This is a genomic window from Streptomyces sp. NPDC058335, assembly GCF_042723915.1.
In the GTDB taxonomy this organism is placed as follows: Bacteria; Actinomycetota; Actinomycetes; order Streptomycetales; family Streptomycetaceae; genus Streptomyces.
On record NZ_JBHXHX010000008.1, the window covers coordinates 252,061 to 271,066 of the forward strand.

Annotated in this window: 21 protein-coding genes and 1 pseudogene; 12 read left to right on the plus strand and 10 right to left on the minus strand. The window is 74.0% G+C overall.

Annotated elements, in window-relative coordinates:
- Window positions 1–444: 444 nt before the first annotated feature.
- From ACFWJX_RS17870 to ACFWJX_RS17880, 3 genes are all read right to left on the minus strand, one after another.
- Window positions 445–906 carry an RpiB/LacA/LacB family sugar-phosphate isomerase gene (locus ACFWJX_RS17870; RefSeq protein ID WP_383243536.1) on the minus strand — a complete coding sequence of 154 codons (462 nt, stop codon included), beginning with the start codon at window positions 904–906 and terminating at the stop codon, window positions 445–447.
- A gap of 134 nt (window positions 907–1,040) precedes the next feature.
- A complete protein-coding gene (locus ACFWJX_RS17875; RefSeq protein WP_383243539.1) occupies window positions 1,041–1,370 on the minus strand; it encodes a hypothetical protein in 330 nt (109 codons plus the stop codon).
- A 359-nt stretch (window positions 1,371–1,729) separates the two neighbouring features.
- Window positions 1,730–2,653, minus strand: a complete 924-nt coding sequence (locus tag ACFWJX_RS17880) for a hypothetical protein (protein WP_383243542.1) — start codon at window positions 2,651–2,653, stop codon at window positions 1,730–1,732.
- Window positions 2,654–2,954: 301 nt separating this feature from the next.
- Between ACFWJX_RS17880 and ACFWJX_RS17885 the strand changes: the two genes are divergently transcribed.
- Complete coding sequence (locus ACFWJX_RS17885) at window positions 2,955–4,331, plus strand: Tat pathway signal sequence domain protein (RefSeq protein WP_383243544.1); 1,377 nt, start codon at window positions 2,955–2,957, stop codon at window positions 4,329–4,331.
- Between the two features lie 17 nt (window positions 4,332–4,348).
- Here ACFWJX_RS17885 and ACFWJX_RS17890 read toward each other — a convergent pair whose 3' ends face one another.
- Window positions 4,349–4,852, minus strand: a complete 504-nt coding sequence (locus tag ACFWJX_RS17890) for a hypothetical protein (RefSeq protein ID WP_383243547.1) — start codon at window positions 4,850–4,852, stop codon at window positions 4,349–4,351.
- 220 nt (window positions 4,853–5,072) lie between these two features.
- The gene (locus tag ACFWJX_RS17895) at window positions 5,073–5,459 is read right to left on the minus strand and encodes a BlaI/MecI/CopY family transcriptional regulator (protein WP_383243550.1); all 387 of its coding nucleotides are present in this window, start codon (window positions 5,457–5,459) and stop codon (window positions 5,073–5,075) included.
- Between the two features lie 139 nt (window positions 5,460–5,598).
- Here ACFWJX_RS17895 and ACFWJX_RS17900 point away from each other — a divergent pair, with 139 nt between their 5' ends.
- Complete coding sequence (locus ACFWJX_RS17900; RefSeq protein WP_383243553.1) at window positions 5,599–7,041, plus strand: DUF1775 domain-containing protein; 1,443 nt, start codon at window positions 5,599–5,601, stop codon at window positions 7,039–7,041.
- Window positions 7,042–7,101: 60 nt separating this feature from the next.
- Here the strand turns inward: ACFWJX_RS17900 and ACFWJX_RS17905 are convergent, their stop codons facing one another.
- Window positions 7,102–7,461, minus strand: a complete 360-nt coding sequence (locus tag ACFWJX_RS17905) for an ArsR/SmtB family transcription factor (RefSeq protein ID WP_383243555.1) — start codon at window positions 7,459–7,461, stop codon at window positions 7,102–7,104.
- 159 nt (window positions 7,462–7,620) lie between these two features.
- Here ACFWJX_RS17905 and ACFWJX_RS17910 point away from each other — a divergent pair, with 159 nt between their 5' ends.
- Window positions 7,621–8,940, plus strand: coding sequence for an MFS transporter (locus ACFWJX_RS17910; protein WP_383243558.1), 1,320 nt, complete (start codon window positions 7,621–7,623; stop codon window positions 8,938–8,940).
- A gap of 78 nt (window positions 8,941–9,018) precedes the next feature.
- The gene (locus ACFWJX_RS17915) at window positions 9,019–9,624 is read left to right on the plus strand and encodes a hypothetical protein (protein WP_383243561.1); all 606 of its coding nucleotides are present in this window, start codon (window positions 9,019–9,021) and stop codon (window positions 9,622–9,624) included.
- Between the two features lie 12 nt (window positions 9,625–9,636).
- Here ACFWJX_RS17915 and ACFWJX_RS17920 read toward each other — a convergent pair whose 3' ends face one another.
- Complete coding sequence (locus tag ACFWJX_RS17920; protein ID WP_383244022.1) at window positions 9,637–10,200, minus strand: TetR/AcrR family transcriptional regulator; 564 nt, start codon at window positions 10,198–10,200, stop codon at window positions 9,637–9,639.
- Between the two features lie 186 nt (window positions 10,201–10,386).
- Here ACFWJX_RS17920 and ACFWJX_RS17925 point away from each other — a divergent pair, with 186 nt between their 5' ends.
- Window positions 10,387–11,262: an NAD(P)-dependent oxidoreductase gene (locus tag ACFWJX_RS17925; protein WP_383243564.1), complete on the plus strand. Its 876-nt coding sequence runs from the start codon at window positions 10,387–10,389 to the stop codon at window positions 11,260–11,262.
- Window positions 11,263–11,320: 58 nt separating this feature from the next.
- Here the strand turns inward: ACFWJX_RS17925 and ACFWJX_RS17930 are convergent, their stop codons facing one another.
- Entirely contained in the window at window positions 11,321–11,920 is a 600-nt protein-coding gene (locus tag ACFWJX_RS17930) for a hypothetical protein (RefSeq protein WP_383243567.1), read from the minus strand.
- Between the two features lie 196 nt (window positions 11,921–12,116).
- Between ACFWJX_RS17930 and dhaK the strand changes: the two genes are divergently transcribed.
- From dhaK to ACFWJX_RS17945, 3 genes are read left to right on the plus strand one after another with little or no spacing between them, the layout of a single operon-like run.
- Window positions 12,117–13,109 (plus strand): dihydroxyacetone kinase subunit DhaK, encoded by a 993-nt coding sequence (dhaK, locus tag ACFWJX_RS17935; protein WP_383243570.1) that lies wholly within the window; start codon window positions 12,117–12,119, stop codon window positions 13,107–13,109.
- Window positions 13,110–13,156: 47 nt separating this feature from the next.
- Complete coding sequence (dhaL, locus tag ACFWJX_RS17940) at window positions 13,157–13,756, plus strand: dihydroxyacetone kinase subunit DhaL (protein ID WP_383243573.1); 600 nt, start codon at window positions 13,157–13,159, stop codon at window positions 13,754–13,756.
- Between the two features lie 8 nt (window positions 13,757–13,764).
- Entirely contained in the window at window positions 13,765–14,175 is a 411-nt protein-coding gene (locus ACFWJX_RS17945) for a PTS-dependent dihydroxyacetone kinase phosphotransferase subunit DhaM (RefSeq protein WP_383243576.1), read from the plus strand.
- Window positions 14,176–14,234: 59 nt separating this feature from the next.
- Here the strand turns inward: ACFWJX_RS17945 and ACFWJX_RS17950 are convergent, their stop codons facing one another.
- On the minus strand, window positions 14,235–14,966 hold the full coding sequence (locus ACFWJX_RS17950) for a glycoside hydrolase family 75 protein (RefSeq protein ID WP_383243579.1): 732 nt from the start codon (window positions 14,964–14,966) through the stop codon (window positions 14,235–14,237).
- A gap of 427 nt (window positions 14,967–15,393) precedes the next feature.
- On the opposite strand from ACFWJX_RS17950, the gene ACFWJX_RS17955 reads away from it, so the two are divergent.
- From ACFWJX_RS17955 to ACFWJX_RS17970, 4 genes and pseudogenes are all read left to right on the plus strand, one after another.
- A complete protein-coding gene (locus tag ACFWJX_RS17955) occupies window positions 15,394–16,341 on the plus strand; it encodes a fibronectin type III domain-containing protein (protein WP_383244025.1) in 948 nt (315 codons plus the stop codon).
- A 193-nt stretch (window positions 16,342–16,534) separates the two neighbouring features.
- Entirely contained in the window at window positions 16,535–17,095 is a 561-nt protein-coding gene (locus ACFWJX_RS17960; protein WP_383243581.1) for a hypothetical protein, read from the plus strand.
- 218 nt (window positions 17,096–17,313) lie between these two features.
- Window positions 17,314–17,778, plus strand: a pseudogene (locus ACFWJX_RS17965) (SRPBCC family protein); the annotation flags it as partial.
- Between the two features lie 66 nt (window positions 17,779–17,844).
- Window positions 17,845–18,321 (plus strand): hypothetical protein, encoded by a 477-nt coding sequence (locus ACFWJX_RS17970; protein ID WP_383243584.1) that lies wholly within the window; start codon window positions 17,845–17,847, stop codon window positions 18,319–18,321.
- A 20-nt stretch (window positions 18,322–18,341) separates the two neighbouring features.
- On the opposite strand, the gene ACFWJX_RS17975 is transcribed toward ACFWJX_RS17970, so the two are convergent.
- A complete protein-coding gene (locus ACFWJX_RS17975; protein ID WP_383243587.1) occupies window positions 18,342–18,890 on the minus strand; it encodes a PadR family transcriptional regulator in 549 nt (182 codons plus the stop codon).
- Window positions 18,891–19,006 lie beyond the last annotated feature (116 nt).

Here is a 19,006-nt window from a genome sequence, read left to right on the forward strand (position 1 = left end):
AGGGATCTCAGGTTCCCCCTACCGGACCGGCGACCGGCCGCCACGACCGGTGCCCGATCTACCGAACGGGGGCGGAGACATTCTGGGCGGGGGCTGCACCCTCTCGGCGGCAGCTGAGCCTCCCGGAGAGGGCCGGACCTTCTGGCGGATGCCGTGCTGCCCGGACGGTGGGCCCTTCACGAACTGGTGCCGGTGTCCCCCTACCGGACGGGCCAACGGCCACCGGGACCATGCCCGGACGGATGCCGGACCTTCGAGGCAGGTACGGGAGCTGCCCGGACGGGGCGTTCATGGGCGGATGCTGCGGGCCCCCCACCGGACCGGCCAACGGCCACCGGGACCAGCACCGGGTCTTCCGAACGGGGGGCGGCCCCAGACTCCCGACTGCGGCTACACCTTCTGGGCCGGTGCGGGCCCCGCGTCGGTGGACGACGGCAGCGGTCGTCAGGAAACCGACGCGTCCCCGTCTCGGCCGATGCGGTCGACGTGCAGGACGTTGGCGCGGTCCTCGGCGTCCTCGCTGGCCTCGGCGGCGAACCAGGCGTCGAGGATCTCCTTCAGCAGCGGCTCGGAGGTCAGGCGCAGGCTGAGAGCGAGGACGTTCGCGTCGTTCCAGCGGCGGGCGCCGTCGGCCGTAGAGGCGTCGGTGCACAGGGCCGCGCGGACGCCGGGCACCTTGTTCGCGGCGATGGACGCGCCCGTGCCGGTCCAGCAGCACACCACGGCCTGCTCCGAGGTCCCGTCGGCGACCTCTCGGGCCGCCGCCTCCGAGCACACCGCCCACTGGGGGTCCGACCCGGGCCGCAGGGCGCCGTGCGGCACCACGTCGTGACCACGTCCACGCAGCTCAGCGACGAGCGCGCGGGCGACGGGCTCGTCCATGTCGGAGGAAACGGAGATCCGCATACTGCGGAGGGTACTGAGTCGGGGCGGGCGGCGTCGCGGCGGGTAGGGAGGCCGCCCGAGACCACCCAGACCACCCAGACCACCCAGACCGCTCAGACCACCCAGACCACCCGGACCGCTCAGCCCAGCGACGGTCAATCGAGGAACCCCTCCAGGACGGGCGCGGGGGCACTCCGGCGCAGGCGGTCCAGCGGGAGCCGGCCGTTGAGGGCGAGGAGCACGTCGCTCGCGGAGCCGTACACCCGTTCGCCCGCGGTCGCCGGACCGTCGAGCAGGCGGACGCCGGTGGGAGTGAGGTCGAGGAGCCAGGACGGCCCCTCGGTGGTGTGAAGGCCGATCCGCGCGGGGTCGTGCGGCCAGGCGGCGGTGGACAGCGGCCGCGGCCGCCCACGGTGAGCTGGGCGTCGTAGGCGTGGACCGGGGCCTTCCCCTCCTGGTGGCGGGCCACCGCGGCCGGCCGTCATGGGCTCCCCGAGGCTCCCCACCAGGCCCAGCATCGCGCCTCGGGCCCGGCCCCACGCAGCGCGGCGACCAGTGCCACGGTCGCCGGGAGCGGTTCTGCCGGGGGCTCGCCGACCGTGGGTGGCTGTTCGCGCGGTCCGGCCGCCACGGCGGCGGCTCGGAAGTGCTGCACCCGGATGAGATGCCCGGCCATGTCCCGCACATGCCCGGCAGGGACCAGTCCGGGCAGCCGGGCACGTGCGTGCCGAGGCCGGGCGCGGCGGCGACGGCCTCGGGCAGGGCGGCCGAGCGGTCCTCGATCAGGGAGAGGAGTTCCTCATGGGAAGGTGTCGCCGTCACCTTCCAGCAGCCGCCGCCGACATCACGGCCGGGCAGCTCGGACGGGAGGACCTCCCAGCGCGGCCGCCTCGCCGTCGGCCGTCGCCGTCGCGTCGGGGAGCCCCACCGGGTTGCCCTCCGGGAGGAGGCCCGACTCGCGGACGGTGCGGGCCAGCGGCGCGAGGAGGTGGCCGAGGCGGGAGGTGGCGTCGGGCCCCAGTGCCGTCCAGGGGGCGGCCGCCGCGGTGTCCGTCCCGGCTTCGACGGCCGCGTGGGCGGCCGTCCCGGCGGGGGTGAGCCGGCCGTCGTCGGTGAGCCAGCCGCGGTCGCTCAGTCCGGCCTGCGCCGCCCGCCATGCGGCGAGGTCCCACTTGCGGGTCTGCCGCAGCAGTTCCTCGTCCGACTCCCCCGCCGCGCACTTCAGCACCATCGCGGCGACCGGGCCCAGGCCGTGGCCGACGAGCACGGCGATGTGTCCGTCGCCTCGGTGTTCGCGCAGGGTGGTCACCGCCTGCCAGAGCCTGACGTGGGGCTGTGCCGGGCGCGGGAGGGCCTGGTTGGCGGCGCCGAGGACGCGTCCCGCCGTGTCGGCGCCCTGCGCCGCCTCCCAGGCGAGGTCGGCCGCCTCGGCCATCGCGGCGGAGCCGACCGTGTCCGCCCCGAACACGCGGGTCATCGCGGCGTCCATGGCCCGCTCGCGCGCGGCGAGGACATCGGCCGGACCGGCGTGTCCCCAGGCGTCGGGGACGGCACGCGCCACACGGTCGGGGTGGAAGACGTAGAAGGAGCTGGTCACGACGGAGGCGGGAACGGGGCCCAGGGGCGCCGCGCGGAACGCGAAGTAGCCCATCCAGAAGCCGCGCATGCCGAGTTCGCCGGCCGCCAGGTGGACCTCGGGGGCGAAGTAGACCAGGTCGTGGACCAGTTCGAACCGTGCCCACATCGTCCGCGCGACGCCGTCGTCCACCGCATGCCTCCCGGCTCACCGATTCGCTCATCTGACCGCCGGAGGCAGCATGCGCCATGGCGGCGGCGGCGAACAAGCCCCGGCGGAGCTGTCGGTGAGCGGCGGTGCCGGTGCGCCCGCGAGGCGGTGCGGCCGCCTCTGTCTGCTCAACCGGTCCTTCGGACGCGGACGTTGACCCCGCCGGGGCCTCGCAGCAGAATGGGCCGACACGCGCTTGAGAGCGCTCTCAAACCTTTCATGCTCCAAGCCGCAGCACCTCCCGCAGCACACCTCCCGCATCCCGCATCCCTCAAGGAGATCCATGACCGGCAGCCAAGGCCCGGCGTTCAGTCGTCGTGCGCTCATCGGGACCGGCCTCGGTGTCGGCGCGGCAGTGCTCACCTCGGGTGGGTCCGGCGCGGCGTACGCGGCGGCGCCGGCTTCTCCGGAGCGACGGGCGTACGCCTTCCTCGCCGCCGCCATGGACGCCTATCCGCAGCACGGCACCGTCCGGCTGGCGCAGAGCTACACCGATCAGGCCGGCCTGTTCAGCACCGCTTTCACCTACGACAACGCCCTGTCCGTTCTCGCGGCGCTCGCGTCCCGCACCGCGGACGGGCTGTCCCGTGCCGTGGCTCTCGGCGACGCGCTCCTGTACGCGCAGGTCCACGACCCGGTGTACGACGACGGCCGGCTGCGGCAGGCCTACAACGTGGGGCCGTACACGTTCTACGACGGTTCGCCGCAGCCGGACGGGTTCGTGCGGGCGGACGGCACGGCCAACGTGGGCACGCAGTTCGGCTTCACGGGGACGGCCGTGGGCGACATGGCCTGGGCCGGTATCGCGCTCGCCGCACTCGCCAAGCGGACCGGCCGTGACCGCTTCCTCCTCGGTGCCGTGCGGATCGGCGAGTGGATCGACCGCGTCGGCCGTACCGACCAGCCCCTCGGTGGTTACAAGTTCGGCGTCAACGGGGCCGACGAGCCACTGCCGTTCAGCTCGACCGAGCACAACACCGACCTGATCTGTCTCTTCGGCCGGCTCGCCCGGCTCACCGGGGACCGGGTGTGGTGGGAGCGGCGGGCGCGGGCCGTGGCCTTCGTCGAGGCCATGTGGGAGCCGTCCGGCGGCTTCTTCTACACCGGCACCAACGACGGTGTCACGGTCAACAGGTCCCCGGTCCCGGAGGACACCCAGACCTGGACCCACCTGGCGCTCTCCTCCCGCACCCACTCCCGGTCACTGGACTGGGCCAGGACCGAACTGGCCGTCCTGGACTCGGCGGACCGGCGCAACAGCACGGTGCCGGCGGGCCAGTCGTACGAGGGGGTCACCTTCAGTTCCGCGAGTCTCCTGGCGAACGAGGACGCCCCGATCGCGGACGGGCAGCCCAAGCCGGACCGTAACGGCGTGTGGTTCGAGGGCACGGCCCATCTGGCGCTCGCCCTGCGCGACCGGCACGCCCCGGGCGACGAGGCCCACGCCCGGCGGCTGCTCACCTCGGTCGAGCGGGCACAGGACCTGCTCGGCAACGGCCAGACCCTCGGCGGCACACCGGTCGCCGCCGGCTCCGGTGTCGTCTCGGCGAGCAGCCCTCTCGACACCGGTTTCGGCTTCGGTTACTACCCCTACCGGCACGCCGGCGCGACCGCCTGGTACCTGCTGGCGGCGGCTCGCGTCAATCCGCTGCGGGCCTGACCGGTCCGTACCCGCCACTACGACGCACTGGCGCCGGGTTCCGGTCCGATTCCCCGCAACTCCCGTACCGTCCCCCCGAGTCTGCCGCGGAACCTCTCCAGCAGCTCGGGCTCGGCGCTCACCACCCAGCGGGTGCCGACCAGGTACGTGCCGCCGTACACGCTCGCGGAGTCCAGCCAGGTCTCCTTGAGCTCCTCCTCCGGGAACGTGGTGATGAGGTAGCCGCCGTCCGCGGTGGTGCACGCGCCCTGGCGCAGTTCGTCGGCCTCGATGCGGATGTCGGCCTCGCAACCGGTGAGGCCGGCGATCACCTCGACCTTCGCCGGGGCCACGACCCCGGCCGCGGGGGCGGCGGAGATCTTCGCCGGGTCGCTGTTCATGGCGACCTCCTCCGAGCCGCCCCCGCCACAGGCCGTGGCGAGGGAGAGCAGGGTCAGGCCTCCGGCGAGGGCCGCGCCCCGCAGGAGACGGGCGGTGCTGGGGGTGCGGCCGGTGTGTCCTCGCCGCGTCTGCTGTGACACGTGCCTCTCCGTATTCCGGTCCCGGGCTGGACCCGGCCTCGTCGGCGGCCGGGCGTACGACTGCCCAGGGATACGGCCGGTCCGGGAAGGTTGTTCACCTTCCCGGCATCGTCATCGTCATCAGCGGCGCTGACGGCGACGGCGGCAAGACCGAGCAGGCAGTCGTGCCGGCGACAGACCAGGCCGTCAGGAGCAGGTGGCCCAACACCCCCATGGGGTCTCAGCCTTCCTCTTCGTCCTTCGCCCGGCCGAGCAGGTCGCGCAGGAGCCGTGCGTCGGCGGGTTCGAGGGAGGTGACGAAGCTGGCGAGCACCGCCTCGCGCTCGGTCTCGCCGTCGAGGAGCCGGCGCATCCGGTGCGCGGCGAGTCCGGCCTGGTCGGACACCGGCGTCCACACGAAGGACCGGCCGGCCCGCTCCCGCGTCACCGCTCCTTTGGCGAGGAGGCGGGTCAGGATCGTGATCACCGTCGTGTACGCCAGGTCCGCGCCGAGCCGCTCCTGCACCCAGCCGGCCGTCGCGGGCCCGTCCGCCTCGCGCAGGACGGACAGCACCTGAGCCTCCAGCTCGCCCTGCCCCCGTCGCCGGGGACGCCGGTGATCGGTCACGCCCTGTCTCCCTTCCGCGGCCACGCGCGTCACGAACCTTCCATCGTACGGACCCGTCGCCGCCCGCCACCCTCCCGATCAGCGTCTTTTCCCGAGCCGAACGCCGACCGCACGGGCGATGCCGCATGATGAGCGGGCCATGGACCTGACCCTGACGACACCCCGCCCGCCGCTGCCCGTCCTGCGGGCCGCGGTGTTCGCCGTCGTCGGGACGGTGTTGGGGACCGGCGCCCACCAACTGCTCGCGGAGCGGCCGGTTCCGTGGGCGCAGGGCGCGACCGCGGCCGCCGTGCTGTTCGGTCTGGGGCTGGCCGGCGACCGCCGCCCGCGGCGTCCGGCCACGGTCGTCGTCGTGAGCGTCCTCGCCCAGTCGGGGCTGCACCAGTGGCTGGCGCACACCGGACACCCACGGGCGTCGCCCGCCGCGCACGTCCACGACCCGTACGGCACCCACGCGGCCTGGTCCGGGCGGCTGCACGACTCCCTGGCCATGACGGCGGCCCACGCCCTGGTCGCGGTGGGAGCCGCCGTTCTCCTGCACCGCGCGGACACGGCGTGCTGGGCGCTGGCCCGCGGACTGACGGCCGCACTCGACGCCGTACGCGCGCGTCTGCTCCTCGGGGCCACGCGCCACGTCGGTTCTTCGGGGCTCGGTGTGCCGGTCGCGGTCGTGGCGGCGGAGGGTGACCGGCTGCCGGCCTTCGGGCCGGTGCTCGCGTACGCGCTGGTCCGGCGAGGTCCCCCCCGGGACGAGGTCCGCTGTCGTCAAGTGACTTCGCTCGGGCACCGGTTCGGCATCAGCCGTACGGTCCGGCGCCCCGCCACCCGCTCATGCCTGGAGACCCCCATGTCCCGCATCACCCTGCCGCGCGGCGCGCGGCGCCTGACCCTTGCCGTGGCCGCCGCGACAACGGCCGTCCTGCTGACCGCAGTTCCGGCCGCCGCCCATGTAGAGGTCGAGTCGCCCGGCGCGCAGGCCCTCGCCCAGAACGTCCGGCTCACCTTCGTGGCCGAGTCGGAGTCCGCCACCGCCGGCATCACCGAGCTGCGCGTGGTCCTTCCACAGGGCATCGAGCCCGCCGACGTGACCTACGGCGAGGGCCCGGCGGGCTGGAAGTTCACCACCACCGCCGACGGCTACAGCGTCAAGGGTCCGGCCGTCAAGGTCGGCGGGGACGTCGAACACTCGGTCCTGGTACGGCAGTTGCCTGACGCCAAGGAGCTGGCGTTCAAGACGGTCCAGACGTACGGCGACGGCAAGATCGACCGCTGGATCGAGCTGGGCGGGTCCGGCGACGACCACGGGCACGGCAACCCGGCGCCCGTCCTGAAGCTGAAGGCCGCCGCTCCCGGCGCGCGGACCGTCAGTCCCTCCCCCAGCGCCCCGGCCGGCGCTTCCGCCGCCCCGACTCCGGCGGCCGAGGAGACCCCCGTCGACCCCTCCCCGCAGGCGGCCGACACCGCGAAGAAGGACGACGGCGGCCTGTCCGGAGGCGCCTGGGCCGGCATCGTCGCCGCGGTCCTCGTCGCGGTCGCCGCCGCGGTGTTCCTCGTCCGCCGCCGGAGCGCCGCGCGGGACTAGCGGTCCGCATGTCCGAGAGCCCTCGCAGGCAAGCGCGCGAGGGCCCTCGGCCTGTCGGGCTCAGCCGTGTGGCGCCTTGCCGCTCACCCGGTGGTCCGCGTGGCTCAGCGCCTCCAGGACCAGGCGCCGCAGATGGCCGTCGCTGAGCCGGTAGTGGATGTGCCGGCCCTCGCGGCGGGTGTCCACGAGCCCGGCGAGCCGCAGCTTCCCGAGGTGCTGGCTGACCGCCGTGCGGGAGGCTCCGCAGCGTTCGGTGAGTGAGCCGACGTCCGACTCGCCCTGCGCGAGCAGCCACAGCAGATGCAGCCGGGTGGTGTCCGAGAGCATCGCGAACACCCCGGTCGCCTCGGCGAGCCGCGCACTGTCCGGGGCCCGCAGGTGCACATCGGCCGCAGGTGAGATGGGGTGGCTGTCGGACATGGGGCCAGCCTAGAGCCATCCGTCCGAGATACGTCCGGGCGGCCGGGATCGTGAGCGCGAGGGAACGGCCGACCTTCACTTCAACATGTGCACAGATGCGCACATGACAGTTACACTCGGGGCACCGACAGGGACCGCGCCGCCGAGGGAGCCGACCGTATGCTCGCCGTCCTGCGCAACCGCACCTACCGCCATCTCTTCGCCGCCCAGGTCGTCGCCCTGGTCGGCACCGGACTGGCGACCGTGGCCCTCGGGCTGCTGGCGTACGACATGGCGGGCTCCGACGCCGGTTCGGTGCTCGGCACCGCGCTCGCGATCAAGATGGCCGCGTACGTGGTGATCGCCCCGGCGGTGGGCGCGCTGGCCGACGGTCTGCCGCGCAGGGCCCTCATGCTGACGGCGGACCTCACCCGCGCCGGGGTCGCCCTGCTGCTCCCCTTCGTCGACCAGCTGTGGCAGGTGTACGTCCTGGTCTTCCTGCTCCAGTCCGCCTCGGCCGCGTTCACACCGGCCTTCCAGGCCGTCGTCCCCGACGTGCTGCCCGAGGAGCGCGACTACACGCGGGCGCTGTCGATGTCCCGGCTCGCGTACGACCTGGAGAGCCTGTTCTCACCGGCGCTGGCGGCGGCCCTGCTGTCCCTCATCACCTACAACTGGCTGTTCACGGGTACGGCGTTGGGCTTCCTGGCCTCGGCGGCCCTGGTGGTCTCCGTGGTCCTGCCCCCGGCACGCCCGTCGACGGCGTGCGGCGCGTACGCCAGGGCCACGGCGGGCACCCGGCTGTTCCGCACCGTCCCCGCACTGCGCGCCCTGCTCGCCCTCAACCTCGCGGTGGCCGCGGCGAGCGCGATGGTGACCGTCAACTCCGTCGTCTACGTACGGGATCTGCTGAACCTGCCGACAGGTGCCCTGCCGCTCGCGCTCGGCGCGTACGGCGCCGGTTCGATGACCGTGGCACTGCTCCTGCCCCGGGTGCTGGACCGGGTGCCGGACCGGACGGTGATGCTGCGCGGGGCCGGGCTGCTCGTCGTCGTCTTCGCCGGACTCGGTGCCGTCACGACGGCGGAGGGCGGCGGGTGGCGGTGGCCCGCCCTGCTCGCCGTATGGGCCGCCTTCGGTGCCGCCTGCGCGATGGTGCTCACGCCGACCGGGCGGCTCATCCGCCGTTCGGCGCCGGAGGGGGCGCGGACGGCGGCGTTCGCCGCGCAGTTCTCGCTGTCGCACGGCTGCTGGCTGCTGACGTATCCGCTGGCGGGCTGGCTCGGGGCGACGGCAGGGCCCGGGTGGGCGGTGGCCGCTCTGGGCGCGATCGCCCTGGGGGCCTCCCTGTCGGCGGTACGGCTGTGGTCGACTCCGCCGCCTCATGTGCACGCCGACCTGCCCGCGGGACACCCGCACCTGACGGACGCCCGACGCGTGAGGTCCGGCTGGCGGCACCGCCACGCCGGTCTCGCCGACGGAGCGCACGCCCACCCGTAGCGCCCTCTCGCCAGGCCTCGCCGGGATGTTTTCGCGCTCTGCGGGTAGGGCTGCCCCACGGCAACCCGGAGGGAGTCCATGTCCCCTGCGACACGACGTGCGGCCTGCTGGGCGGCCGCCGCCGCTCTCGTCCTCATCGGCGCCTGCGACAGCGGCGGCAACGGTGACGACGCGGCGCGGACGACACCGGCACCGCCGCCCACCGGCTCCACGGCACCGACCACGGCCGGCAGTTCCCCACCGCCCACCGCACAGTCCCCCACCCCCACCGGTACGGCGCCCGAGGACCCGGCCGGGGCCGAGCGCGACATCCGGGCCGCGTGGGCGGCCCTCTTCGACCCGGAGTCCTCCGTCGACGACCGGAGCGGGGTGGTCGAGGACGGACCCCAGAACGCCCTGATGATCGAGAACCTCTTCGCCGACCGCCTCGGCAGCCGCCTGCGCGCCGCGGTGACCTCCGTGGCGTTCACGACGTCCCAGGACGCCACCGTCGGCTACACCCTCACCCGCGACGGCGTGCCGCTGGACCCCGGCGGGCCGGGGGTGGCGGTCCGGCAAGGCGACACCTGGAAGGTCGCCCTGCGCACGGTCTGCGCGCTGACCCGGCACGCGGAGGACGCGCCCAGGGCGCCGAGCTGCGACGAGAGCGGGGAGCCGTCGGCCACGGCGGGGGCGCGGCCGTAGCGCCCCCCCCGTTCAGCTCCCCCGGCTCACCGCCGCGTCGAGGAGCGGGCCCAGTTCCCGGGCCACGCTCGTCAGGGCCCGCACGTCCTGCTCGGCGCGGGCGATGACGATCGCCCCCTCCAGGGCTCCGATCATGAGCGTGGCGAGCGCTGCGGCCCGCTCCCGCGGGACGCCCATGCCGGTCAGGGCGTCGGCCACGGCGCCGTTCCAGGTGGCGAACGCGGCGGAGGCGGCCTCCCGGGTGGAGTCGACGGACTCGGCGCAGTCCACCGTGGCCGCCGCGACGGGGCAGCCGCCCGCGAACCCGGCCGACTCGTACTCGTCGGTCCACTGACGCACCATCTCGTCGAACAGGCCGCTCGGCGTCGGCTCCGGCAACGCGGCCAGGAACCGGGCCACCCGGTTGCCCGCGTAGCGCCCGGCCCAGCCCACCGCCTCGTTGACCAACTGCTCCTTCCCGCCGGGGAAGTAGTGCTGGAGCGAGCCTCTCGGCGCCCGCGCGTGGGCGGCCACCTCGCGCATGCCGGTGGCGGCGACCCCGTCGCGCCGGATGAGCTGGGCCGCGCTGAAGACCATCCGCTCGCGCGGCCCCCGTTCGGACGGCGCCACTGTCGACCTCCACGTTGTCGCGATGGACCGGTGCCACTCTATGACCGCCGTCATAGAGTGGCACTACTATGACCGCTGTCATAGCAGCGGCATAAGGCAACGGCGACGGCAATGGCTCCGCCTCGGCAGGGGCGCCGCCAGGAAAGGCAGCACATGACGTACGTCGGTTTCCTCGGCCTCGGGGTGATGGGGCAGCCCATGGCCCTCAACCTCGCCCGCGCCGGAACGCCTCTCGCCGTGTGGAACCGCACCCCCGGCCGCTGCGAGCCGCTGCGCGCCGCCGGGGCCGTCGTCGCGGCGAGCCCCGCCGAGGTCTTCGACCGGGCCCGCGCGGTGATCCTCATGCTGGCCGACGAGACCGCCGTCGACGCGGTCCTCGGACGCGGCACCCCGGCCTTCGGCGCGCGCGTCGCGGGACACACCGTCGTCCACATGGGGACCACCTCACCCGAGTACTCCAGCGGGCTGCGGGACGACATCCGGGCCGCGGGCGGCTCCTACGTCGAGGCGCCGGTCTCCGGTTCCCGGGTCCCGGCGGAGAAGGGGGAGTTGGTGGCCATGCTGGCGGGGGACGACGACGCCGTGGCGGCCGTACGTCCGCTGCTCGCCCCGCTGTGCCGCGAGACCTTCGCGTGCGGTCGGGTACCTGGCGCGCTGCTGATGAAGTTCTCGGTGAACCTGTTCCTCATCACCCTGGTCACCGGTCTGGCCGAGGCGTTCCACTTCGCCGACCGGCAGGGGCTGGACCGCCGCCTGCTGCGGGACGTCCTGGACGCGGGCCCGATGGCCAGCGGGGTCTCCCGGGTGAAGGCGCCCAAACTGCTGGCCCGCGACTTCACCGTGCAGGCGGCGGCCGCGGACGTCCTGAAGAACAACCGGCTGATCGCGGAGGCCGCCCGCGAGGCCGGCCTGGCGTCCCCGCTGCTCGACGTCTGCCACACCCTCTACGCCGAGACCGTCGAACAGGGCCACGGCGGCGAGGACATGGTGGCCGTCCTGCACGCGCTGGAGTCCCGGACCGACGGCTGAGGCGGCACACGGCCCTCCCGTCGCCGCCCGCGCCGTCCCGCCCGCCGCAGGTCCGAGGTCAACGGCCGTACGGGGCAGCCGGGTCGCGCGGCCGCTGGAACCACTGCGTCGCGCTGCTCCGGTTGAGCAGGACCACGACGACGATCGCGCCGATCAGCGGGAACCCTCCGCCCCCGTCGCCCCGGGAGAGTCCGCCGAACGACAGCGCGATCTGCAGGGCGGCCAGGACGATCGAGGTGATCCGCACCCCGTTGCCGGCCGTCGGGTACCGGAACGACAGGACGAACAGCACCCAGCCCATCAGATTGGTACCGGTGAGCCGGCCGGCCTCCCTCGAGCTGGAGCCGAACCCCCACACCAGGACGATCAGCAGCATCAGCCCCGCCAGCACCCAGATCACGATCTGTGCGGCACGCACCGAGCCGGGCATGACGGGCGTCGGTGCGGGCGCGTAGGGGTAGGCGCCGTACCCGCCGGGAACTCCGTACGGTCCGGCCGGGGCTCCCGGCATCGGGGCCCCGGGCGCGGGCGGCGGGTAGGCCCCGCCCTGGGTCCCGGCCGGCGGGCCGTAGGGGCCGCCCTGCCCGGTGGGGTCACCGCCGTACTGCCCGGCGGGCTGTCCGTAGGGGTTCTGTGCGGGCGGATAGTCGTTCGACATGCTCATGACCTTATCCAGCCCGGCGGCACGGTGAGGAGGACGGTCCGCCCGGCGCCACGTGTCGGAGGGGCTGCGGCCGTGACCTTCGCTTGGTCAAGGTCGATACTGCTGGGAGGCACACGTCGGCGTCACCGACGTCGGCACCGAGTCAGCGCACGTCCCGCACCATGCCTGCTCAGCTCCCAGGAGGTACCCCATGAAGATGCTGATCAACGTCCCGGAGACCGTGGTCGCCGACGCACTGCGGGGAATGGCCGCCGCGCATCCCGAACTGACGGTGGACGTCGAGAACCGGGTGATCGTACGGCGGGACGCCCCGGTGGCGGGGAAGGTGGGGCTGGTGTCCGGGGGCGGATCCGGGCACGAACCGCTGCACGGCGGGTTCGTCGGGCCGGGGATGCTGTCGGCGGCCTGTCCCGGTGAGGTGTTCACCTCTCCCGTGCCCGACCAGATGGTGCGCGCCGCCGCGGCCGTGGACAGCGGGGCGGGGGTGCTGTTCATCGTGAAGAACTACACGGGCGACGTGCTCAACTTCGACATGGCGGCCGAACTCGCCGAGGACGAGGGCATCCAGGTCGCGAAGGTGCTGGTCAACGATGACGTCGCGGTGACCGACAGCCTGTACACGGCGGGGCGGCGCGGCACCGGCGCGACGCTGTTCGTGGAGAAGATCGCGGGGGCCGCCGCCGACGAGGGCCAGCCGTTGGAGCGGGTCGAGGCGATCGCCCGGCAGGTCAACGAGAACTCGCGCAGCTTCGGCGTCGCGCTGAGCGCCGTCACCACACCGGCCAAGGGCAGCCCGACCTTCGACCTGCCCACGGGTGAGCTGGAGCTGGGCATCGGCATTCACGGCGAGCCGGGCCGGGAACGGCGGGCCATGATGACGTCCGGCGAGATCGCCGACGCCGCCGTGCACGCCGTGCTGGAGGACCTGCCGCCGCGCAACCCGGTCCTCGTCCTGGTCAACGGCATGGGCGCGACGCCCCTCCTGGAGCTGTACGGCTTCAACGCCGAGGTCCACCGGGTGCTCGCCGAGCGCGGGGTCGCCGTCGCCCGTACGCTCGTCGGCAACTACGTGACGTCCCTCGACATGGCCGGCGCCTCGGTGACCCTGTGCCAGGTCGACGAGGAACTGCTGCGGCTGTGGGACGCGCCCGTACGGACGCCGGGGCTGCGCTGGGGCATGTGAAGCAGGCGGGGCAAGCGATCAACGTACCGACCACGCAAGGAGATCCCGTGCTCGACGCCGACTTCTTCCGCCGTTGGATGACGGCGACCGCCGCGTCCGTCGACCGTGAGGCGGAACGGCTCACCGACCTCGACTCGCCGATCGGCGACGCCGACCACGGCAGCAACCTCCAGCGGGGGTTCACCGCCGTCACCGCCGCACTGGAGAAAGAGCCCCCGACGACCCCCGGAGCCGTCCTCGTCCTCGCCGGACGCCGGCTCATCTCGACCGTCGGCGGGGCGTCCGGACCGCTGTACGGCACGCTGCTGCGCGGCACCGGCAAGGCGCTCGGCGACGCGTCCGAGGTGAGCGAGGAGGAGTTCGCGCAGGCGTTCCGCGCGGGCGTCGACGGGGTCATGCGGCTGGGCGGGGCGGCGCCGGGCGACAAGACGATGATCGACGCGCTGGTGCCCGCCGTGGACGCCCTCGGGGACGGCTTCGGGGCGGCACGGGCCGCTGCCGAGCAGGGCGCCCTCGCCACCATCCCGCTCCAGGCCCGCAAGGGCCGGGCCAGTTATGTGGGCGAGCGCAGCATCGGACACCAGGACCCGGGCGCCACCTCGGCGGCGCTGCTGGTCGCGGGTCTCGCGGAAGCGAACGGGGAGTGAGCGCGGCGATGGCCGGCGGCAAGCTGGTGGGAATCGTGCTCGTGTCGCACAGCGCGCAGGTGGCGGCCTCCGTCGCCGAGCTGGCGCGGGGTCTCGCGGGCGGCGGCGCCGCCGTGCCCGTCGCCCCGGCGGGCGGCACCGAGGCGGGCGAGCTGGGCACGAGCGCGGAGCTGATCGCCGCCGCTGCCGCCTCGGTGGACCGCGGCGCCGGGATCGCCGTTCTCACCGACCTCGGAAGTGCCGTACTGACCGTGAAGGCGCTGCTCGCCGAAGGCGACGAACTCCCCGCCGGCACACGCCTGGTGGACGCACCGTTCGTGGAGGGCGCGGTGGCCGCGGTCGTCACGGCGTCCACCGGAGCCGACCTCGACGCGGTGGAGGCGGCGGCCGGGGAGGCGTACACCTACCGGAAGGTCTGACGGCAGCGGGCGGCGGCGCACGAGGGACCATGTGCGCCGCCGCCGCTCGGCGCCCAAGGTCACCCGTCCGCGCCCGCCTGCGCCGCTCCGGCCTCGGCCACGAACGTCCGCGCCAGCCGCTCCCCGACCTCGACGGCCGACGTGTGGCTCTCGATGGGGGTCGCCCGGGAGTCCTTGAAGACGATGTAGGTGACGCCTGAGGCCACGCCGCCACTGTGCGGGTCGGGACGGATGCCCAGCGCCTCGGCGGCGGCGTACGAGGCCTCCCCGATGATCTCGCGCGGCCCGACGTCACCCACGACGGCGTACTGGACCCGGTCCCGGTACACGACGGCCGCGACGCTCCCGCCGCGCACTCCGTGGTCACGGTGGTTCCAGATGTCGCTCACACCCGGTACGACGATGAAGGGCAGGCTCTCCGCGCTCAGATAGCGGCCGTCGGACTGCTGGAAGGCGGTGGCGGGCGAGAACGCGGGGTCGGTGATGCTGTTGCAGCGCGGGCCTGGCCGCCCGTCGCAGTCGATGTCCATGTCGGCCGTCCAGAAGACCGTGCCGTCGGTCGCGCACACCGGGATGGTGGCGGGGGTGTCGGCATCGGTGCGGTAGCGGCCGCGGGAGACGGGGGTGCAGTCACGCACCCGGGACAGCAGCTCGGCGGCGCTCACGGAACCCTCCTGCCGCGCCACCGGTCTCCGGGGGACGTCGGAGGACCGGGACGCGGCGGCGGGCGGGGGGCCGGGGGCCAGCAGGGCGAGACCGGCCACGGCCAGCGTCAGCGACTGGACACGCACGTTGAGGGGCCCTCTCGTCGGGGACAGGGACGGACACCCGGCCCAATCTGAGGCCGGCCGCGGCCGGGGTCCAGCCCGAGAGGGCCGTACGGAGCAGTGGTTCCGATGATATGCGCGCGGGACGGTTGTTCCGACGATCCGACGGGGGACGGGGGACGGCGCCTTTCCGGCACCGGCCGCCCGGCCGCCCCGCCGGCGCGGGATCAGCGACGACAGCGGCCCGCGCCACCGGCATGAACTGCCCGTCTGGCAGGGAGAGTTCAGCCGAGAGGAAGCCCAGCATACGTAACGCCCCGGACCGCTCGGTCACCTGATGCCCCGCCGCCCTCTTGATGTGCTCACGTCGGCCCGTCATATTGGTCCGGACCATTGCAGCCATGCCGGGCCGGGAGGTGAAGCCGTGCGACGCGTCGTGCTGTGCGGATGGATGCTCGCCCTGTGCTGCGGCTGCGCCGGACCGGGCGGCGGCGACGAGGGGCGGGCGCCGGGCGCGCCGACGGGGGTCACCGCCGAGGCGGGCAGCGCGACCAGCGTGCACGTGATGTGGAACGCGCTCTCGGGGGTCAGTGCCTACGAGGTGTATCGGGGCACCACGAAGGTCGGTGACGTACCCGGTTCCGCGCACATGCTCGACGTCACCCGCCTCACGCCCTCCACCGCGTACGTCTTCACCGTCCGGGCCCGCGACGACGAGGGCCGGCTCGGGCCGCGCAGCCGGGAGGTGCGGGCCACGACTCCCGCAGCGGTCGCGGCGGACCGCTCGGCCCCGACCCCGCCGGGCGGCGCCACGGGCCGGGCGGCCGGGAGCCGGGCCGTCCAGCTGTCCTGGACGGCGGCCACGGACGACCGGAAGGTGGTGTCGTACGACATCTTCCAGGGCGGGGTGAAGATCCACAGCGTCGGCGGGAATCAGACGGCGACCGTCGTCACGGGGCTGCGACCGGGCACCCGGTACTCCTTCACCGTCCGGGCACGGGACGCGGCCGACAACCTCTCGCCCGCAGGCGCGGCCGTACGCCTGCGCACCGCCCCGGGCGACGACGAGGGGCAGGACACCGCACCGGCGGACTTCCGGGCGACGACCCACCGGGCCGACGGGGCGTACTACATCGACCTGGCCTGGGTGCCGCCACGGGTGGACGGGGTCGTCACGGAGTACCAGATCCAGCTCGACGGGCAGGCGGTCACCTCACTGGTCTGGGGCGGCACACCGCCGCGGGACAGGGCCGCACACAGCTTCTACGTGGGGCGGGAGGCCGGTGCCGGGCACCGGGTGCGGCTGCGGGCACGGCTGCCGGACGGGACGTGGGGGGCGTTCACGGCGGAGCGGGCGGTGACGACGGGGGGCGGCCATGAGGACCCGGGCGGGCGGTGAGTAGGGGGGTCCGGCCGTGAGGGCGCAAGCGGGCGGGGCGCCGCGCTGGGCCGTCCGGAGGAACCCGTCACCTGTCCGGCTGCGGCCGGGGTGCGGGCCGGGCCGGGGGGACGTTGGCTGCCCCTGTGGCAGCACGGGCGTACCCGACCCTCGGCGGCGCAAGGTCGCCAACCGTGCAGCCGGAGGACATCCGATGCGAACTTCCCCTCTTCTCGCCCGCTCTTCCCCTCTGCTGGCCCGCTGCGGACTGACCCTGGCAGCCGCCGCCGCCCTGCCCCTCGCCGTGACCGCGCAGCCCGCCGCCGCGCGGGTTTCGGGGATCTCCGTCAACACGTCCGGCTCCACGGTGTCCGTGGTGACCAGTGCGTGCACCCAGATCAACGGCAGTTGGGGCACGGCGGCGCTGCTCGCCAGCAACCAGGCGAACTTCGCCCAGGGCCGCCAGGTCGCCCTGTCGGGCACCACCGTCAGCCAGTCCGCGGCCTGGTCCAACGTCTCCCCGGGCACCCACACGGTGGTCGTGATGTGCTCCAGCGGAAGCACCGCCGGAACCCAGTCGGTGATCGTGTCCCCCGCGTCCACACCGACGATCTCCGCGACGGCCTCACCGACCCGCGGCGTGCTGGGCGGCATGGGCGGCGCGACCCGTGACTACGGCACCGTCACCCTCGTGGCGGGCGGTGCCCTGGTCGGCACGGGCGTCATCGCGACGGTCTGGTTCCTGCGCCGCCGGACGAAGCCGTACCGGCTGTAGGGATTCCGCCGCAGGCCCTCCGTCGCGGGAGCGACTCGGCGCGGGCCTGGTGGACAGCTCGGACGCGCTGTCCACCAGGCCCGCGCCGTCATGCGGGCCCCGTCGTGGCCCACCGTTGACATTATGCAGGTAATTACCTGCATAATGAGGCCGTGAACCTCGAAGCGGTCTCTCGACCGACATCCGGCACGCAGGAGTACGCCATGCCCACCATCACCGCACCCGTGCCGGACTACGTCTACGTCACCTACATCCGCGCCACCTCGGAGCAGGTCTGGCAGGCCCTGACCGACGCCGACCTGACAGCGCGCTACTGGGGACACGCCAACGTCTCCGACTGGAAGCCCGGCTCCGCGTGGGAGCACCGCCGCGCCGACGGGTCAGGCGTGGTCGACGTCGTGGGCACGGTGCTGGAGACCGAACCGCCGACGCGCCTGGTCATCACCTTCGAGGACACCCCGGACGCGGCGGAGCCGCGGGAGCCGTCGGTGGTCACCTTCCTCGTCGAGCCCCACCAGGACATCGTCCGTCTCACCGTGACCCACGAGAAGCTCCCCGACAGGGAGATGCTGGGCGGCATTGCACACGGCTGGCCGGCCGTGCTGGCCAATCTCAAGTCGCTGCTGGAGACCGGAGAGGTCCTGCCGCAGGCGCCCTGGGAGATGAACCGCGCACACGGCTGAGCCGCCGCGGTCCTTCCCGCCCGTGCCCTCGCGACGATCCCGTGCCACGGGAGAGAGAAGAAGACCATGGACACCACCCCGCTGCGCGACGCCCACCGCGCGCTGCTGGAGGCGGCCGCAACCGTGGCCGCAACCGGCGCCGAGAACCCGCCCCCGGCGGGTGAGTGGGACGCCGGGCAGATCCTGGCGCACGTCAGCCTCATCGACGCCGTCACCGTCACCGCCGTCGTCTCCGCGGCCTCCGGCACGGTCACGACGTACGACAACCGGGTCGCGCAGGACTCCTGGACCCTGGGGCGGGTGATCGCGCTCGCCGGTGGGGAAGCGGGACTCCGGGAGCGCGTCCGTCTCCAGGGAGAAGCCCTCTGCGCGCTCGTCGCGCCGCTGAGCGAGGCGGAACTGGACACCCCCGTGCCCACCCTGCTGCTGTCCCACGGCCAGGTCCAGGTCGATCGGCTCGTGCCGCTGAGGGACCTCGTCACGGGCCTGGCGGCGATGGAACTGCCCGGCCACACCAAGCAGTTGCTGGACCTGCTGCCGTAGGGCGCGGGGCGGCCGAGAGGCTACGGGGCCTGCTCGGCGGGGTCGGGGAGCTTCTCCAGCGCCTCGGCCAGCCACTGGATCCAGAAGGTCTCCAGCTCGATGCCCGCGCGCAGCACCAGGTGCTGGAGCCGGACCTGCGCACTGTCGTCGCCGGGCGGGAAGTCCCGCTTCTCGATCTCCTCGTACTCGGCCAACTGCCGCCGGTGCAGGTCGAGATGGCGGCGCAGGTCGGCTTCGAGGCCCGCGGTGCCGACGACGGCGGCGGCGCGCAGCCGCAGGAACAGGGCGTCGCGGTGCGGCTTGGGGTCCTGCGCCGCGGCGGTCCACCGCCGGAGTTCGGCGCGGCCCGCGGGCAGGACCTCGTAGCTCTTGCGCTGCCCGCGGGCCGGCTGCTCGGTGGGCTGGGCCCGGATGAAGCCCTCGGCCTCCAGCTTTCCCAGCTCGCGATAGATCTGCTGGTGCGTCGCCGACCAGAAGTAGCCGATCGACTTGTCGAACCGACGGGTCAGATCCAGCCCCGACGACGGCTTCTCGAGGAGGGCGGTGAGGATCGCGTGCGGGAGTGACATGGGCTCATCCTAGGGACGCGCGGGGCCGGGCCACGGAGCCTGACGAGAGGCCTGGGGCCTCTCGTTCGGATCATGCCGGGCTCGCGGGGTCCGGTGCCGCACCTCGCCGCGTTGTC

Excerpts from the sequence above, each read along its gene's own strand:
- ACFWJX_RS17885 (WP_383243544.1), top strand. The coding sequence starts at position 2,955 with ATGACCGGCAGCCAAGGCCCGGCGTTCAGTCGTCGTGCGCTCATCGGG.
- ACFWJX_RS17925 (WP_383243564.1), top strand. The coding sequence starts at position 10,387 with ATGACGTACGTCGGTTTCCTCGGCCTCGGGGTGATGGGGCAGCCCATG.
- ACFWJX_RS17870 (WP_383243536.1), bottom strand. The coding sequence starts at position 906 with ATGCGGATCTCCGTTTCCTCCGACATGGACGAGCCCGTCGCCCGCGCG.
- ACFWJX_RS17975 (WP_383243587.1), bottom strand. The coding sequence starts at position 18,890 with ATGTCACTCCCGCACGCGATCCTCACCGCCCTCCTCGAGAAGCCGTCG.
- ACFWJX_RS17905 (WP_383243555.1), bottom strand. The coding sequence starts at position 7,461 with ATGTCCGACAGCCACCCCATCTCACCTGCGGCCGATGTGCACCTGCGG.
- dhaK (WP_383243570.1), top strand. The coding sequence starts at position 12,117 with ATGAAGATGCTGATCAACGTCCCGGAGACCGTGGTCGCCGACGCACTG.
- ACFWJX_RS17955 (WP_383244025.1), top strand. The coding sequence starts at position 15,394 with ATGCTCGCCCTGTGCTGCGGCTGCGCCGGACCGGGCGGCGGCGACGAG.
- ACFWJX_RS17875 (WP_383243539.1), bottom strand. The coding sequence starts at position 1,370 with ATGACGGCCGGCCGCGGTGGCCCGCCACCAGGAGGGGAAGGCCCCGGT.
- ACFWJX_RS17910 (WP_383243558.1), top strand. The coding sequence starts at position 7,621 with ATGCTCGCCGTCCTGCGCAACCGCACCTACCGCCATCTCTTCGCCGCC.
- ACFWJX_RS17920 (WP_383244022.1), bottom strand. The coding sequence starts at position 10,200 with ATGGTCTTCAGCGCGGCCCAGCTCATCCGGCGCGACGGGGTCGCCGCC.
- ACFWJX_RS17945 (WP_383243576.1), top strand. The coding sequence starts at position 13,765 with ATGGCCGGCGGCAAGCTGGTGGGAATCGTGCTCGTGTCGCACAGCGCG.
- ACFWJX_RS17930 (WP_383243567.1), bottom strand. The coding sequence starts at position 11,920 with ATGTCGAACGACTATCCGCCCGCACAGAACCCCTACGGACAGCCCGCC.
- ACFWJX_RS17960 (WP_383243581.1), top strand. The coding sequence starts at position 16,535 with ATGCGAACTTCCCCTCTTCTCGCCCGCTCTTCCCCTCTGCTGGCCCGC.
- ACFWJX_RS17900 (WP_383243553.1), top strand. The coding sequence starts at position 5,599 with ATGGACCTGACCCTGACGACACCCCGCCCGCCGCTGCCCGTCCTGCGG.
- ACFWJX_RS17970 (WP_383243584.1), top strand. The coding sequence starts at position 17,845 with ATGGACACCACCCCGCTGCGCGACGCCCACCGCGCGCTGCTGGAGGCG.
- ACFWJX_RS17915 (WP_383243561.1), top strand. The coding sequence starts at position 9,019 with ATGTCCCCTGCGACACGACGTGCGGCCTGCTGGGCGGCCGCCGCCGCT.